The 15,267-nt window shown below is 71.3% G+C and carries 13 protein-coding genes; 7 read left to right on the forward strand and 6 right to left on the reverse strand.

Annotated elements, in window-relative coordinates; genetic code table 11:
- Positions 1-219: 219 nt before the first annotated feature.
- Entirely contained in the window at positions 220-2,445 is a 2,226-nt protein-coding gene (locus AB0O11_RS19960; protein WP_363388444.1) for a heterodisulfide reductase-related iron-sulfur binding cluster, read from the reverse strand.
- Positions 2,446-2,753: 308 nt separating this feature from the next.
- Here AB0O11_RS19960 and dnaK point away from each other — a divergent pair, with 308 nt between their 5' ends.
- The 5 genes from dnaK to AB0O11_RS19985 all read left to right on the forward strand — a co-directional run bounded on the left by dnaK (position 2,754) and on the right by AB0O11_RS19985 (position 8,247).
- Positions 2,754-4,595 carry a molecular chaperone DnaK gene (gene dnaK, locus AB0O11_RS19965; RefSeq protein WP_363388447.1) on the forward strand — a complete coding sequence of 614 codons (1,842 nt, stop codon included), beginning with the start codon at positions 2,754-2,756 and terminating at the stop codon, positions 4,593-4,595.
- Positions 4,592-5,212: a nucleotide exchange factor GrpE gene (grpE, locus tag AB0O11_RS19970; RefSeq protein WP_363388450.1), complete on the forward strand. Its 621-nt coding sequence runs from the start codon at positions 4,592-4,594 to the stop codon at positions 5,210-5,212. Before dnaK ends, grpE begins: the two co-directional genes overlap by 4 nt.
- Positions 5,213-5,357: 145 nt before the next feature.
- Positions 5,358-6,518: a molecular chaperone DnaJ gene (dnaJ, locus tag AB0O11_RS19975; protein ID WP_224281947.1), complete on the forward strand. Its 1,161-nt coding sequence runs from the start codon at positions 5,358-5,360 to the stop codon at positions 6,516-6,518.
- Positions 6,519-6,525: 7 nt separating this feature from the next.
- Entirely contained in the window at positions 6,526-7,056 is a 531-nt protein-coding gene (locus AB0O11_RS19980) for a helix-turn-helix domain-containing protein (protein ID WP_363388455.1), read from the forward strand.
- A 189-nt stretch (positions 7,057-7,245) separates the two neighbouring features.
- Positions 7,246-8,247 carry a helix-turn-helix domain-containing protein gene (locus AB0O11_RS19985; RefSeq protein ID WP_363388458.1) on the forward strand — a complete coding sequence of 334 codons (1,002 nt, stop codon included), beginning with the start codon at positions 7,246-7,248 and terminating at the stop codon, positions 8,245-8,247.
- Between the two features lie 133 nt (positions 8,248-8,380).
- On the opposite strand, the gene AB0O11_RS19990 is transcribed toward AB0O11_RS19985, so the two are convergent.
- Complete coding sequence (locus AB0O11_RS19990; protein WP_363388460.1) at positions 8,381-8,578, reverse strand: hypothetical protein; 198 nt, start codon at positions 8,576-8,578, stop codon at positions 8,381-8,383.
- 295 nt (positions 8,579-8,873) lie between these two features.
- Between AB0O11_RS19990 and AB0O11_RS19995 the strand changes: the two genes are divergently transcribed.
- On the forward strand, positions 8,874-9,491 hold the full coding sequence (locus AB0O11_RS19995; protein WP_051709310.1) for a hypothetical protein: 618 nt from the start codon (positions 8,874-8,876) through the stop codon (positions 9,489-9,491).
- A gap of 7 nt (positions 9,492-9,498) precedes the next feature.
- Here AB0O11_RS19995 and AB0O11_RS20000 read toward each other — a convergent pair whose 3' ends face one another.
- The 4 genes from AB0O11_RS20000 to AB0O11_RS20015 all read right to left on the reverse strand — a co-directional run bounded on the left by AB0O11_RS20000 (position 9,499) and on the right by AB0O11_RS20015 (position 14,183).
- Positions 9,499-10,461: a LuxR family transcriptional regulator gene (locus tag AB0O11_RS20000; protein WP_363388463.1), complete on the reverse strand. Its 963-nt coding sequence runs from the start codon at positions 10,459-10,461 to the stop codon at positions 9,499-9,501.
- Complete coding sequence (locus AB0O11_RS20005) at positions 10,454-11,422, reverse strand: helix-turn-helix domain-containing protein (RefSeq protein ID WP_363388466.1); 969 nt, start codon at positions 11,420-11,422, stop codon at positions 10,454-10,456. Before AB0O11_RS20005 ends, AB0O11_RS20000 begins: the two co-directional genes overlap by 8 nt.
- Positions 11,412-12,401, reverse strand: a complete 990-nt coding sequence (locus AB0O11_RS20010; protein WP_363388469.1) for a LuxR C-terminal-related transcriptional regulator — start codon at positions 12,399-12,401, stop codon at positions 11,412-11,414. The genes AB0O11_RS20005 and AB0O11_RS20010 overlap by 11 nt, the downstream gene beginning before the upstream one ends.
- Before the next feature lie 672 nt (positions 12,402-13,073).
- Positions 13,074-14,183, reverse strand: coding sequence for a TDT family transporter (locus AB0O11_RS20015; RefSeq protein WP_363388472.1), 1,110 nt, complete (start codon positions 14,181-14,183; stop codon positions 13,074-13,076).
- Between the two features lie 70 nt (positions 14,184-14,253).
- On the opposite strand from AB0O11_RS20015, the gene AB0O11_RS20020 reads away from it, so the two are divergent.
- A complete protein-coding gene (locus AB0O11_RS20020; protein ID WP_363388475.1) occupies positions 14,254-15,207 on the forward strand; it encodes a LysR family transcriptional regulator in 954 nt (317 codons plus the stop codon).
- The last annotated feature ends 60 nt before the right edge of the window (positions 15,208-15,267 follow it).

Consider the following 15,267-nt stretch of genomic DNA (forward strand, 5'->3'; position numbering starts at 1 on the left):
GGGTCGACCGGCACGAGGCCGGTCCGGGCCTACTGTATTTGCTTCCGACCGAATACCCGTCCGGCACCTGTGCGATTGCCGCCACGCCCCCGTGCGCCGGCCGCACCGACGCGAGCCGTGCGAGCCGCCCAACAGCCCGGCCCGGCGGTCGCGTTCGTGGCGTCCACCGGGCCGGGCAGTTGTAGCAGAACTGTCGAACAGCGGGCTCTGCGGCGGTCGTTACGCGTCCACCGTCGCGGGCTGCTCCTCGCTCTCGGCCGGCGGGAGGGCCTTCACCGAGTCGAGCAGCAGCTGGGCCACGTCGACCACCTTCAGGTGCTCCTTGGCCGCGCCCTCGTTCTTCTTGCCGTTGACCGAGTCGGAGAGCATCACCAGGCAGAACGGGCAGGCGGTGGAGACGATGTCCGGGTTGAGCGACAGCGCCTCGTCCACGCGCTCGGTGTTGATCCGCTTGCCGATGCGCTCCTCCATCCACATCCGGGCACCGCCGGCGCCGCAGCAGAAGCCGCGCTCCTTGTGCCGGTGCATCTCCTGCTGACGCAGGCCGGGGACCTTGTCCATGATCGCGCGCGGCGGCGTGTAGACCTTGTTGTGACGGCCCAGGTAGCAGGGGTCGTGGTAGGTGATCAGGCCCTCGACCGGGTGGACCGGGACGAGCTTGCCCTCGTCGATGAGGTGCTGGAGCAGCTGGGTGTGGTGGATGACCTCGAAGTGGCCGCCCAGCTGCGGGTACTCGTTGGCGATGGTGTTGAAGCAGTGCGGGCAGGTGGCCACGATCCGCTTGACCGGGGCGTCCTCCAGGGCCGCGTTCAGCGTCTCCACGTTCTGCGCGCCGAGCATCTGGAACAGGAACTCGTTGCCCAGGCGGCGGGCGGAGTCACCGGTGCAGGACTCCTCCTTGCCGAGGATCGCGAACTTCACGCCCGCGGTGTGCAGCAGCTCGGCGAAGGCCTTGGTGGTCTTCTTGGCGCGGTCCTCCAGGGCGCCGGCGCAGCCGACCCAGTAGAGGTACTCGACCTCGGCGGGGTCGATGTCCTCACCGATCACCGGCACCTCGATGCCGGTCTCCTTCTTGAGCTCCTTGACCCAGTCCAGGCGCGCCTTGGTGGCCATGCCCCACGGGTTGCCCTTGTTCTCCAGGTTCTTGAGCATCGTCCCGGCCTCGGTCGGGAACGAGGACTCGATCATCACCTGGTAGCGGCGCATGTCGACGATGTGGTCGATGTGCTCGATGTCCACCGGGCACTGCTCGACGCAGGCGCCGCAGGTGGTGCAGGACCACAGCACGTCCGGGTCGATGACGCCGTTCTCCTCGGCGGTGCCGATCAGCGGGCGCTCGGCCTCGGCCAGGGCGGCCGCCGGGACGTCCTCGAGCTGCTCGGAGGTGGCCTTCTCCTCGCCCTCCGCGTCCTTGCCGCCGCCGGCCAGCAGGTACGGCGCCTTGCCGTAGGCGTGCTCGCGCAGGCTCATGATCAGCAGCTTCGGGGAGAGCGGCTTGCCGGTGTTCCAGGCCGGACACTGCGACTGGCAGCGGCCGCACTCGGTGCAGGTGGAGAAGTCGAGGATGCCCTTCCAGGAGAAGTGCTCGACCTGGGAGACGCCGAAGACGGCGTCCTCGGCCGGGTCCTCGAAGTCGATCGGCTGACCGTTGCTGGTCATCGGACGGAGGGCGCCGAGCGCGGTGCCGCCGTCCTCCTCGCGCTTGAAGTAGATGTTGAAGAAGCCGAGGAAGCGGTGCCAGGCCACGCCCATCGAGGGGTTGAGGCCGATGGTGGTCGCCCACGCGAACGAGATGGTGATCTTCAGCGTCGCGAAGAGGTAGATCAGGTTCTCCAGCGTGCCGTGCGAGACGCCGCTGAAGGCGGAGACCAGCGGGTACGAGACCAGGTGCTCCGGCCCGTACGAGTCGACGTTCTCCAGGGCGCCTTCCAGGCCGCGCAGCATCAGGATGCAGATGCCGATGCCGAGGATCGTGTACTCGACGTAGAAGGCCTGCCAGGCGATCGAGCCGGCGAAGCGGGACTTGCGGCCGGACCTGGACGGCAGGCTGAGCAGCCGGATCACCATCAGGACCAGGATGCCCAGCGTGGTCAGGGTGCCGATCAGCTCGACGAAGAGCTGCCAGATCATCCAGCGGCCGATGATCGGCAACGCGAAGTCGGCGTCGAAGAGCTGGCCGAAGGCGTTGACGAGGGTCAGCACCAGGCTGAAGAAGCCGACCGCCACGAACCAGTGGGCGACGCCGACGACCCCCCAGCGGTTCATCCTGGTGTGGCCGACGAACTCGGTCGCGACGGTCTTCACCCGCTGGGCGGGCTGCCCGAAGCGGGTGGAGTCCGGCGCACCGGTGCGGACCACCTTGTAGATGTACAGCGCCGCACGGGCGGCGAGCGCGGTGCCGATCACGAATGTGACCAGCGAGATGACGATCGCTGCTAGCTGCATCGGCTCTCCGTCTCCTGCGGCTTTGCGGTTGAGCAGGCTCTGCGGTTCTACGGTCTTCGAATTGAGTGTACTGGTCGGTAACTTGCCGGGCCGTCGGCCCGGACATTACCGGTGGACAACAGTTCTCCAGAAGATTCCCAAGCTATGGCGACAGTCACGTGGGCGCACCCCCGCCCGGCGTGGCGCACCACCCGGCGCGGGCGAGCTCAGCAAACTTGAGCGGCCCGCGCTCATACCTGTTGACGCCGCGCACCGTGTCGTGCATCCTTGAGCCCGTAAAGCTCAACTCTTCCGTGGAGGTATCTACGATGGCACGCGCGGTCGGCATCGACCTCGGCACGACGAACTCGGTCGTCAGCGTTCTGGAGGGTGGCGAGCCCACCGTCATCACGAACGCCGAGGGCGCGCGGACCACGCCGTCCGTCGTCGCCTTCGCGAAGAACGGCGAGGTCCTGGTCGGCGAGGTGGCCAAGCGCCAGGCGGTCACCAACGTCGACCGCACCATCCGCTCGGTCAAGCGCCACATGGGCACCGGGTGGAAGATCAACATCGATGGCAAGGACTTCAACCCCCAGCAGATCTCGGCCTTCGTGCTGCAGAAGCTGAAGCGCGACGCCGAGGCGTACCTGGGCGAGACCGTCACCGACGCCGTCATCACCGTCCCGGCGTACTTCAACGACTCCGAGCGCCAGGCCACCAAGGAGGCCGGCGAGATCGCGGGCCTCAACGTCCTGCGCATCGTCAACGAGCCGACCGCGGCCGCCCTCGCGTACGGCCTCGACAAGGACGACCAGACCATCCTGGTCTTCGACCTCGGCGGCGGCACCTTCGACGTCTCCCTGCTGGAGATCGGCGACGGGGTCGTCGAGGTGAAGGCCACCAACGGTGACAACCACCTCGGTGGTGACGACTGGGACCAGCGCGTCGTCGACCACCTGGTCAAGGTCTTCCAGGCCGGCCACGGCGTCGACCTGTCCAAGGACAAGATGGCCCTCCAGCGTCTGCGCGAGGCCGCCGAGAAGGCGAAGATCGAGCTGTCCTCGTCCTCCGAGACCTCGATCAACCTGCCGTACATCACGGCCTCCGCCGAGGGCCCGCTGCACCTGGACGAGAAGCTCACCCGCGCCCAGTTCCAGCAGCTGACCGCGGACCTGCTGGAGCGCTGCAAGGTCCCGTTCCACAACGTGATCAAGGACGCCGGCATCTCGCTCTCCGAGATCGACCACGTCGTCCTGGTCGGTGGCTCGACCCGCATGCCGGCCGTCGCCGAGCTCGTCAAGGAGCTGACCGGCGGCCAGGACGCCAACAAGGGCGTCAACCCGGACGAGGTCGTCGCCATCGGCGCCGCGCTCCAGGCCGGTGTCCTCAAGGGCGAGGTCAAGGACGTCCTGCTGCTGGACGTCACCCCGCTGTCCCTCGGTATCGAGACCAAGGGCGGCATCATGACCAAGCTGATCGAGCGCAACACCACGATCCCGACCAAGCGTTCCGAGATCTTCACCACGGCCGAGGACAACCAGCCGTCCGTGCAGATCCAGGTCTACCAGGGTGAGCGCGAGATCGCCGCGTACAACAAGAAGCTCGGCATGTTCGAGCTGACCGGCCTGCCGCCGGCGCCGCGCGGCCTGCCGCAGATCGAGGTCACCTTCGACATCGACGCCAACGGCATCATGCACGTCGGTGCCAAGGACCTCGGCACCGGCAAGGAGCAGAAGATGACCGTCACCGGCGGCTCCTCGCTGCCGAAGGACGAGGTCGACCGCATGCGCCGCGAGGCCGAGCAGTACGCCGAGGACGACCACAAGCGCCGCGAGGCCGTGGAGACCCGCAACTCCGCCGAGCAGCTCGTCTACTCGACCGAGAAGTTCATCGCCGACAACGCCGACAAGCTGCCGGGCGACGTCAAGACCGAGGTCGAGACCGCCATCGGCGAGCTCAAGGAGGCCCTGAAGGGCGAGGACATCGCGAAGATCCGCGAGGCCTCGGAGAAGGTCTCCACCACCGCGCAGAAGCTCGGCCAGGCGCTGTACGCCAACGCCGACGCCCCCGCCGGTGCCGCCGCCTCCGGTGACTCCGCCCAGGCCAAGGAGGACGACGTCGTCGACGCCGAGATCGTGGACGACGAGAAGCCCAAGGGCGGTGCGGCATGACGGACAAGCCGCAGGGCGGCAAGCCCGGCGACGACTCCGCCGCCGAGGAGGCCGTGATCAAGGCTGCCGAGGAGGCCGCCGCGGCCGGCGCCGGTGAGTCCGGTTCGGAGGACGTCGCCGCCGCCAAGCGCGAGCTCGCCGAGCGCACCGGTGACCTCCAGCGCCTCCAGGCCGAGTACCAGAACTACCGCAAGCGGGTCGAGCGCGACCGGCTGACCGTCCGCGAGATCGCCGTCTCCAACATCCTGGAGTCGCTGATCCCGGTCCTGGACGACATCGGCCGCGCCCGCGAGCACGGCGAGGTCACGGGCGGCTTCAAGTCCGTCGCCGAGTCGCTGGAGACGGTCGTCGCCAAGCTGGGCCTCCAGCAGTTCGGCAAGGAGGGCGAGCCCTTCGACCCGACCATGCACGAGGCGCTGATGCACAGCTATTCCTCGGACGTCACCGAGGACACCTGCGTGCAGATCCTCCAGCCCGGCTACCGCATCGGCGAGCGGATCATCCGCCCGGCGATGGTGGCCGTCGCGGAGCCCCAGCCCGGCAGCCAGGCGTCCTCCTCGGACGCCGAGGCGAAGTCCGCCGACACGGACAAGTCCGACGGTGGCTCGGACAGCTGACAACCTGTGACAGCTGACAACCAGTGCGCTGCGGAGTCGTACGCCGGCCAGTACGGCGGCCGGCTCCGCAGCGCGCTGTCAACGGCTCTTCTTTCAGTTGCTGTTGACAGCACAGTGACGATGGACTCGGGAGGTGGCGGAAGCCGTGAGCGGTAAGGACTACGTGGAGAAGGACTACTACAAGGTCCTCGGCGTGCCCAAGGACGCCACCGCCACCGAGATCAAGAAGACCTACCGCAAGCTCGCGCGCGAGTTCCACCCCGACGCCAACAAGGGTGACTCCAAGGCCGAGGAGCGGTTCAAGGACATCTCCGAGGCGTACGACGTCCTCTCCGACGAGAAGCGCCGCAAGGAGTACGACGAGGCCCGCAGCCTCTTCGCCAACGGCGGCTTCCGGGCCGGCGGCGGCCCCGGCGGCACCGGCAGCTACAGCTTCGACTTCGGCGACCTCTTCAGCGGCAGCCAGGGCGGCAGTGGTGGCGGCGGCATCGGCGATGTCTTCGGCGGCCTCTTCAACCGCGGCGGCACCCGGCAGGCCCAGCCCCGGCGCGGCGCCGACGTCGAGACCGAGGTGACGCTCTCCTTCGAGGAGGCGGTGGACGGCGCGACCGTCCCGCTGCGGATGACCAGCCAGGCCCCCTGCCGCGGTTGCAACGGCACCGGCGCCAAGTCCGGCACCACCCCGCGGGTCTGTCCGACCTGCGTCGGCGCGGGCACCGTCAGCCGCGGCCAGGGCGCCTTCGCGCTCTCCGAGCCGTGCAAGGACTGCCGCGGCCGGGGAATGATCGTCGACGACCCCTGCCCCGACTGCCACGGCAGCGGCCGGGCCAGCTCGGCCCGCACCATGCAGGTCCGGATACCGGCCGGCGTCCAGGCCGACCAGCGCATCCGGCTCAAGGGCAAGGGCGCCCAGGGCGAGCGCGGCGGGCAGCCCGGTGACCTCTACGTCACCGTGCACGTCGACCCGCACCCGGTCTTCGGGCGCAAGGGCGACAACCTCACCGTCACCGTCCCGGTCGCCTTCCCCGAGGCGGCGCTCGGCGCCACCATCGAGGTGCCCACGCTGAACGGCCCGTCCGTGAAGCTCAAGCTCCCCCCGGGCAGCGCCAACGGCCTCACCATGCGCGCCCGCGGCAAGGGTGCCACCCGCAAGGACGGCACCCGCGGCGACCTCCTCGTCACCGTCGAGGTCGTGGTGCCCCAGCACGTCACCGGTGACGCGCTGAACGCCCTGGAGCAGTACCGCGAGGCCACCGCCTCCGACGATCCGCGAGCCGCCCTCTTCCGGGCGGCGAAGGGAGCGTGACGACCAGATGTCCCCGATGAACCCGATCGACCCCGACACCCCGATCGGCCCCGGCATCGGCGAGGGCCTGCCCGGCGCCGGCCCCCGCCGCACCCGCCGGGCCGCCGCGGCCCCACCGCAGTACGTCCTCACCGAGGACACCCCGGTGTACGTCATCTCCGTGGCCGCCGAACTGTCCGGCCTGCACCCGCAGACCCTGCGTCAGTACGACCGCCTCGGTCTGGTCTGCCCCGACCGCACCGCCGGCCGCGGCCGCCGCTACTCCGCGCGCGACATCCAGCAGCTGCGCGAGGTCCAGCGGCTCTCCCAGGACGAGGGCATCAACCTGGCGGGCATCAAGCGGATCATCGAGCTGGAGAACCAGGTCACCGCCCTCCAGTCCCGCGTCGCGGAACTGGTCGACTCCCTGGAGGGCGCCGCCACCGCCCTCCAGCAGCGCGAGGCCGCCGTCCACGCCTCCTACCGCCGCGACCTCGTCCCGTACCAGCCCCCCACCCCGCAGTCCAGCGCCCTCGTCGTCTGGCGCCCCAAGCGCTGACCTGACGATCCACCGGCCGCCGGTCCCTCCTCTCGGGGGGTGCCGGCGGCCGCCGTGTGGTGAGAGAGTGTCGATCCGGCGATCGGCCCGGTTCAGGAGGAGCGGCGACCTCATCGTCAGCAATGGTCACGCGCCCTAGGATCTGGGGGACGGGTCCCGGCGGGTTTGGGTCAACGGCAAGGAGCCGACATGAGTGGACGAGCTCAATTCGGCCCCATCGCGAGTGGGGCACCAATACTCTCGGCAGAAGCCCGTGCGCTCTTCCTGCGAATCGTCAGCGCCGGTGGCCGCACGCCACAAGTCGCCGCGGCCCCGGAGGAGTCGGGTCCGCAGGACGAATTGATCCGGATAGGACTTCTGGTCCCGGACCTCGATGGACCGGACCACCTGGTTGCCATCGACCCGACCCAGCTCTCGGATAGCCTCAGCAGCGCATGGCAGCGGCAGGCGCTCGACCTTCTTTCCCGGTCGGTCGCACTGCCCGCCGAATTGAGCGAACTCGCCCAGGAGTTTCACACCCCCGGGCAGGGTGGCGGCTCAATCGAGTATGTCCATGGAAAAGTGCTGATAAATCAGAAGATGCAGCAGTACGCCGACGCGGGCGCAGAAGAAGCCCTGGCACTTCAACCGGGCGGCCCGAGACCTCCCGAGCTGCTGGCTTCGGTGATCGACCGGGACCTCGCCATGCTGGGCAACGGCACGGAGATACGGACGATCTACCACGCCAGCACGCGCTACCACCAGCCCACTCGGGACTACGTGGCGCGCCTGGCCAAGGCCGGCGGGCAGTACAGGACCCTCGACGAGCCCTATACCCGCCTCATCGTCATAGACCGGAAAATCGCCGTCATCCCGGTCGCGCACGACTTGAACATGGCGGCGTTCATCCACGAACCGGCCGTGGCGAGCTATCTTGCCGAGCAGGTATTCGAACCGAGCTGGAGTCGCGCACTGGACTTCGACGGGGACCGCGCCGTCCCCCAGCAAGTGGTCTCGCGGCTCCGCCAGACGATCATCGATCTGTTGCTGGCGGGAACCAACCACAGAGTCATCGCGAGACGCCTGGGAATCAGCGAACGCACCCTGGCACGCCACATCGCCGAGATGCGCGAGGAGCACAACGTGGACTCCTTGTTCCAGCTCGGGTACGCGCTCGCGCAGGCCGAATCCGCCGGCGGGAAACGACCGTAGGGCCGACTCGCACCGGTAGCGCGTCAGTCTGCGCCGGGTCGGGACACGCCCTGGTACTCCGCACACGAATCACTGGGCCGAGGCCGAAGCCGCCCAGCGGACGGTCCCGGGTTCGGATCCGCCCGACGCGCGACTAGCCCCAGCTGATGTCGTCGAGGACGGCGACGGAGGCAACGGCCGAGGAATCGGGCGCGCCCTGCACGTGGTCGACCGCGAGGTATCCGCCCAGCAATGCAGCCGCGCCGACAACCAGAGGCAGAACCGCCTTACGGACGAAACGGCACAAGTGAGACATACCCACCCCTTCTGTCATCTGCTTCGAACGCAGCATCGGCAAACTTACCGACCACATGTTGCCGCAGGGCATACGAGCCTGCCAATACCCGCACACTCACGAACGCGTCATCTCCCTGCCAGGCAGTCACATGACACCGGGAAGCTCTGGACGGAGCAGGGGCCACCGATGGACGATCAGTTCGCCCCCGATGGTCCAGCATCAACCGACAATTCTGTTGCTGTACTGTCAATTTGACCATAGCAGGGCACCGGACAACTTGAAGAAGCAACCATTCTCAACGCCTGCCGGCACCACTTCCTAACCCGGTCGGCCTTTCCCCGGAGTCGACATGACCGAGCCCTACCTGCGTCACCACGACAGCCAGGCCCCTGAGGGTCGGCGTGCACGTGTGTTCCTGGCCGCCCCGCTGATGCGACTGACCGGGCCGGCCGACAGCGTGGTGACCCTCGCCAGCCGGACGCGGCTGACGACGCTCCGCACCACCCTGCTCCGCAGCGGTGCCGCCGTGTACAGCGCGCACCACAGCGACGCCTGGACCATCTCCGGTCGCGCGCCGGAGCCCCGCGTCCCCTCCGACTTCCGCGCCCTCCAGTCCGCCGACCTGGTGTTCGCCTACGTCGGGGCCCCGCTCTCGGCCGGCGTGAGCCTGGAGCTCGGCTGGGCGTCGGCGCTGCGCAAGCCGATCGTCCTGCTCGTCGACGAGGCCATCACCCACAACCCGCTGATCGCCACCATCGAGCAGGTCGCCCCCGTCCTGCCGCTGGTCTTCGACGACACCTGGTCGCAGGAGGCCCTCAACCACACGGTGGAGACCGCCCTGGACTGGGCCGGCATGGCGCTCTCCCTGCGCGAGGGCTTCTGGACCGCCCCCGGCGAGCAGTTCAACGTCCCCCGGCAGCAGCCCCCGGTCCCCGGCTACTGGCCGACCGGCGCCGCCACCGGCTGAGCAGCGGCTACCCACCGGACTCCCCCGTCCGGGCCCCCCGCAGCTGCCAGCCCAGTTGGAACAGCGTCTCCGCGTCGTAGAGCTCACGCAGCCGGGCGATGTGACCGGCGACGGTGCGCTCGCTCAGCCCCATCCGGCTGGCGATCGCCCGCTGCGTGAGCCCCCGGGCGAGCAGTCGGCCGACCTGGTCGTGGGCGGACACCTCACTGGAACCTGCAGCCCAGTTGACGCCCTCGGCGTCCTGCCATTGCAGCTCGAAGGTCCGTACCAGGAAGTCGACCACGGCCGGGTCCTCGATCACGGCCGCGCTGGCTCCCTGCGGTGCGGCGGCGACCACGGCCACGGCGCGGTCGAAGATCATCATCTTGGAGAACGAGAACGGCACGACCCGGATGTGGCAGCCGATGTCGGTCAGCCGGGCAGCCAGTCGGACGGTCGAGGCGTCGAGCCGGGCCGCGGACTCGTAGAGGGTACGGATCGAGCCGCCTGTCTCCAGGAAGCGGCGGGCGTGGTCCACGGTGTCGTCGGCGGCGTCCGTCGGCCGGGCGCCGCCGGGGTGGGCGGAGAGCGCCTCGTGGCGGAGCTCTTCGGAGAGTTGGGAGATCCGGTGCCGGATGTTCTCCATGCCCTCGATGACCTGGGTGGTTCCGAAGCGGTCGCGGCGGCGGGGCGCCGCGTCGTAGGCGGCGGTGAGGTCGTCGAACAGGTCCGGCAGTTCCGCGGCCCGGGTCAGCAGGCGGGTTCCGGCCGCGCGCATGTCGGCGCCGATCCGGGCCGTGACCGAACGCGGGTCCACCGCGCTGAGCGAGCCGTCGGAGACGTAGGGCTTGAGCAGACCGAGGTCCAGCAGAACCTGTACGGTCTGCGCGTCCTCCGCCGAGACGTCGGCGATCCGGATCCGGCCGCCCTCGCGCAGGACGGCCAGGTAGAGGGCCCGGGCGTCCGCGTCGAGCAGATCGAGCTCAGGCATCACGCGCTCCCCTCAGCTGCCAGCCGAGGTGGAAGAGGGTGTGGGCGCCGTAGCGGTCGCGCAGCCGGGAGATGTGGGCGGCGACGGTGCGCTCGCTCACACCCAGCCGGGTGGCGACGGCCCGTTGGGTGAGGCCGCGGGCGAGCAGCCGGCCGATCCGCACGGTGGTGACGGACGGCGGGTCGAGGTGGCGGCCGGCGGGGGTGGCGCGGGCCCAGTCGCGTTCGAACTGGGCGACCAGGTAGGCGACGGTGGTGGGGTCGGTGAGGAAGACGGCCCGGCTGCGGTCCTCGGCGGCGGGGATGACGGCCACCGCGCGGTCGAAGACCAGCACCCGCTCGTACGGTTCGGCGAGGACCCGGACCTGGGCGCCCTGCCCGGTGCGCAGGGCGACCTGGCCCCGTACCGCGGGGTCGGCGAGGGTGACGGGCTGGTAGACGGTGCGCAGCGAGCAGCCTCGGCGGAGCAGTGAGAGGTCCTGGGCGAGGACCATCCGGAGGCCTTCGAGCGGGCGCGGTCCGGGCTGGGCGGCCAGGACCTCCTCCCGGCACTCCGAGACGAGCTGGCTGATCCGCCTGCGCACCTCGGCGACGGCGTCGACGGTGCCGGCCCCGGAACCGACGGCCCCTGGTCCGGCGGCCCCGAGGTCGACGGGCGGGGAGCCCGGGTGGCGGGCCGCGTCGTAGGCGCGGGCCAGCGGCCCGAAGGTGTCCGGGAGCCGTTCGGCGTGCTGCAACAGGCGGACGGCTCGGGTGCGCAGTTCGAGGCCGAGCCGGTCGCCGAGGGCGCGCGGGCCGGCGGCGGTCCAGCCGGTGACGGTGGGGGTGAGCAGGCCGCGGGCGACGAGGGCGGCCAGGGCGGGGCGGTCGCCGGGGGCGAGGTCCTCGGGGCGCAGCCGGCCGCCGCTCAGGACGGCGGCGAGGTAGAGGGCCCGCTCGGCCGGGCTGGGCTCATCGGTCATCGCGGGCGCCTCGCATCAGCCAGCCGAGCTGGAAGAGGGTCTGCGCGCCGTAGCGGTCGCGCAGCCGGGAGATGTGGGCGGCGACGGTGCGTTCGCTCAGGCCCAGCCGGGTGGCGACGGCGCGCTGGGTGAGGCCGCGGGCGAGCAGCCGGCCGACGCGGTCGGCGATGGTGCGGGCGGGCGCCTGGCCGACGGCGGCGGCCTCGGCGGTGTCGGCGCGCGCCCAGTCGCGTTCGAAGGTGCCGACCAGGTAGGTGATGGTGGCCGGGTCGGTGATGAAGGCGGCGGTGCTGTTGTCGTCGTTGGCGGAGATCACGGCGACGGACCGGTCGAAGACGATCAGCCGCTGGAAGGGCTCGTCGAGCACGCGGATGAGCGAGCCGTGCCGGGTGACCTCCTCGGCGTAGGCGAGGGCGGGCGGGTCGGCGAGGGCGACCGGCTGGTAGATGGTGCGCAGCGAACAGCCGCGCTGGAGCAGCTGGACGTCCTGGAGGAGGGCGACCTGGAGGGTGTCGGCGGGCCGGTGGCCGGGCTGTGCGGTGAGGACCTCGGAGCGGCAGTCGGAGACCAGCTGGGAGATCCGCTGGCGGATGTGGACGTGCCCCTCGACGTGGACGGCGCCGCCGGCCCGGCCGGTCGGGCGGGGCATCGCGTCGTAGGCCCGGGTGAGGCCGTCCAGGGCGCCCGGGAGGTTCTCCGCGCGGACCAGCAGCCGGGTGGCCTCGCTGCGCAGCTCGGCGCCCAGTCGGTCGCTGACCGAGCGCGGACTGACCGCGGTGTAGCAGCGGTCCAGCGTATTGGCCATCAACAGGCCGATGTCGATGAGCTGTTGGAGCGCGCCCCGGTCGGCGTCCGCGACCTCGCCGGTGGGGACGCGGCCGCCCTCGGCGATGATGGCCAGGTACAGCTGCCGGGCGGCCTCGTCGGGCTCCTCGCCCACGGGCCCGTGGTACGGCGTGACCGCCGGTTCCGCCGTCACGTCGCACTCTCCCTGCCGGATGCCTCTCCCCTGGTGCTGCCCGCGCTCCCCGCCGCGCGAGTCGCGGCACCGGTGGGCCGGGCGGGCTCACGGTACCGGTGGGCCGGTACGGCGTGATCATGGGTCAGGCGGTCACGGTACCGGGCGGGACGGCGGACCCCCGGGCCCGGGTGCCGTCGCACGCCGGGTCGTCCGGGGGCCGCCATCGGTACGCCAATGCCAGGGCGCTCCCGTCGAGGCGGAGCAGCAACGCCTCGACGGGCCCGGCTCGGAGGCCATCACCACACATGGCCCCGGCCGGCGCTCTTCCCCCCCGTTCCGTGGGCGCGGGGTGTCGCGCCTGCGGTCAGTTTCGAAGAGCGAGTCGCCACCATCAGGCTGCGGTGCCTGGACGACTTGGCGTGTCTCCACCCTCACAGCGTGACGGCCGGTGAACAAGTGCCGCCCGAGTGCAGGTTCGCGCAATTGCAGCTATCTGCACGCCGGTGCGGGTGCGGCGGATCGGGCGGTGGGGCGGATTCCGGTCGGGGCCCGGGCCAGCAAGGGGTGTCGGCGCTGCCCGACACCCCTGCCGGTTGGCCGTACACCGTCATCCCGGCCGTGCAGGTTCCTGCATCCGCGGCGCGCTCCTGAGCTGCGCGTCCGCGCGCGGGGACGGGCGCCGCCGCGGCCTCAGCGGGCGAGCAGCCGCCCCCGTGCCAGCCCGGCCGCGGTGCCGCCCGCGGCGAGCACCCAGGCGAACGCCAGCAGCAGGTACAGGCCGGCGGCCAGCCCGCTGAAGCCCCCGAAACCGGTGTGCCGGGCGAGCGCCGAGGCACCGGTGACGCAGGTGCCGACCGGGAAGGTGTACGCCCACCAGGTCATCGCGAACGGCATCCCGGCCCGCCGGGCGCGCAGGTTGGCGGTGAGCGCGACGGCCAGCCAGAGCATCGCGACGCCGATCACCGCCACGCCGTACAGCTCGGCGAGGTCGACCATGGCGGGCGCCAGCGCGGGCAGCACCGGGCGGGCGGCGTCGGCGAGCTGGTGGACCGCGGTGACGGACTGGCCGAGCGGGCCGAGCACCAGGAACAGCGAGGGGGTGAGCGCCAGGGCGGGCAGCTTGCTGTGGAACAGCCCGGTGAACACCACCGGCAGCAGCACCAGGGTGGCCAGCAGACCGACCCCGAACAGCGCCCAGCAGCCGTACAGCATGGCCTGCTGCGCCGTCCCGGCCGGCAGGTGCGGGACGAGCGCCGGGCCGCAGGCGGAGGCGACCAGCGGGGCGACCACCGGCAGCAGCCAGGTCGGGTTGGCCTCCAGGGCGGAGACCGGGTGCCGGGTGATCATCAGGTACGGGATGCCGCCGGCCACGGCCAGCGCGTACAGGGTGCCGACGCTCCACAGCACCGCGTCCAGGGCGACCGCCGGGCCGGTGCCGATGACCCGGGAGCCGAGCAGCAGGGTGCCCAGCCCGACCGCCAGCAACGCCATCGGCGGGCAGCCGTAGAAGACCGCGGTGGCCGGGTTGTCCAGCAGCTGGGCGCGGGCCGCCTCGCGGTGCCGGGTGAGGTGGACCAGCCGGGCCCCGGCCAGCACCAGCAGGGCGGCCAGCGCGAGCGCCCACATCACCTCGCCGAAGCCGGTCAGCCCGGGCGGCCGCACCGGCAGGACGGCGGCGCCGTTCGCCAGGATCGCGGTGCCCATCACGGCGGCGTACCAGTTGGGGCCGAGCTGGGCGAGGTCGAGCCGGGGGCGGACGGCGGGGCGGGCGAGGGGACGGATACCGGCCAGAGTGGACATACCCCCACCGTCGCCCGGAAGACCGGCGGCCGGTAGCGCCGGGACTTCTATGAGGGCATAGCCTGAACCTATGGCCCTCTCCTCGCACGTCCCCGAACTCGGTGCCCTGGAACTGCTGCTCGCGGTGGCCCGGCTGGGCAGCGTCGGAAGGGCGGCGGCCGAGCTGGGCGTCAGCCAGCCGGCCGCCAGCGCCCGGATCAAGGGCATGGAGCGGCAGATCGGCCTCCCCCTGCTGGACCGCTCGCCCACGGGCAGCCGGCCGACCGAGGCGGGCCGGCTGGTGGTCGAGTGGGCCCGGCAGGTGGTGGAGGCGGCGCAGGCACTGGACGCCGGGATCGACGCGCTGCGCGAGCGGCGGGACGCCAAGCTGCGGGTGGTGGCCAGCCTGACCGTCGCCGAGTACCTGATGCCCGGCTGGCTGCTGGGTCTGTCCGACGCCAGCCCGGGGACGGCGGTGACGCTGCGGACGGCGAACTCGGCCGAGGTCGCCGGGCACGTCCTGGCCGGGGACGCCGACCTCGGCTTCGTCGAGGGCTCGTCCACCCCACCCGGCCTGGCCGGTGTGGTGGTGGCGGCGGACCGGCTGGTGGTCGTGGTGGCGCCCGGCCACCCGTGGGCGCGCCGCCGCGCCCCGCTGACCGGAGCCGAGCTGGCGGCCACCCCGCTGGTGCTGCGCGAGCCCGGCTCGGGCACCCGGGAGGTGCTGGAGACGGCCCTGCGGCCGTACGGGGGCGCGGCGCGGCCCCGGATGGAACTGGCCTCGTCCACCGCGCTGAAGGCGGCGGCGATGACCGGGGCGGGGCCGGTCTGTCTGAGCGAGCTGGCGGTGATGGAGGAGCTGGCCACCCGGCGGCTGGTCGAGGTGCCGCTGGTGGAGGAGCTGGACCTGCGGCGGCCGCTGCGCGCGGTGTGGCCGGCCGGGCAGCGGCCGGGCGGGCCGGCCCGGGAGCTGCTGGGCCTGACCCGGCAGTCCGTCGGGCGTTCACCGAGAAGTCGAGCAGAAGCCGGGACCGAAAAAGGTTGAGCGGAATAGACTCAACTTAGTGCATGCTGTACGTAGCAGCGCAGCGGTACGCGACAGCAG

This window comes from Kitasatospora sp. NPDC093102, assembly GCF_040683915.1.
Taxonomy (GTDB): Bacteria; Actinomycetota; Actinomycetes; order Streptomycetales; family Streptomycetaceae; genus Kitasatospora.

What these genes read in the sequence shown, in the direction of transcription:
- AB0O11_RS20000 (WP_363388463.1), bottom strand. Translation starts at nt 10,461, where the DNA reads ATGCCTGAGCTCGATCTGCTCGACGCGGACGCCCGGGCCCTCTACCTG.
- dnaK (WP_363388447.1), top strand. Translation starts at nt 2,754, where the DNA reads ATGGCACGCGCGGTCGGCATCGACCTCGGCACGACGAACTCGGTCGTC.
- AB0O11_RS19960 (WP_363388444.1), bottom strand. Translation starts at nt 2,445, where the DNA reads ATGCAGCTAGCAGCGATCGTCATCTCGCTGGTCACATTCGTGATCGGC.
- AB0O11_RS20015 (WP_363388472.1), bottom strand. Translation starts at nt 14,183, where the DNA reads ATGTCCACTCTGGCCGGTATCCGTCCCCTCGCCCGCCCCGCCGTCCGC.
- AB0O11_RS19985 (WP_363388458.1), top strand. Translation starts at nt 7,246, where the DNA reads ATGAGTGGACGAGCTCAATTCGGCCCCATCGCGAGTGGGGCACCAATA.
- AB0O11_RS19990 (WP_363388460.1), bottom strand. Translation starts at nt 8,578, where the DNA reads ATGCTGCGTTCGAAGCAGATGACAGAAGGGGTGGGTATGTCTCACTTG.
- AB0O11_RS20020 (WP_363388475.1), top strand. Translation starts at nt 14,254, where the DNA reads ATGGCCCTCTCCTCGCACGTCCCCGAACTCGGTGCCCTGGAACTGCTG.
- grpE (WP_363388450.1), top strand. Translation starts at nt 4,592, where the DNA reads ATGACGGACAAGCCGCAGGGCGGCAAGCCCGGCGACGACTCCGCCGCC.
- AB0O11_RS19980 (WP_363388455.1), top strand. Translation starts at nt 6,526, where the DNA reads ATGTCCCCGATGAACCCGATCGACCCCGACACCCCGATCGGCCCCGGC.
- AB0O11_RS20005 (WP_363388466.1), bottom strand. Translation starts at nt 11,422, where the DNA reads ATGACCGATGAGCCCAGCCCGGCCGAGCGGGCCCTCTACCTCGCCGCC.
- AB0O11_RS19995 (WP_051709310.1), top strand. Translation starts at nt 8,874, where the DNA reads ATGACCGAGCCCTACCTGCGTCACCACGACAGCCAGGCCCCTGAGGGT.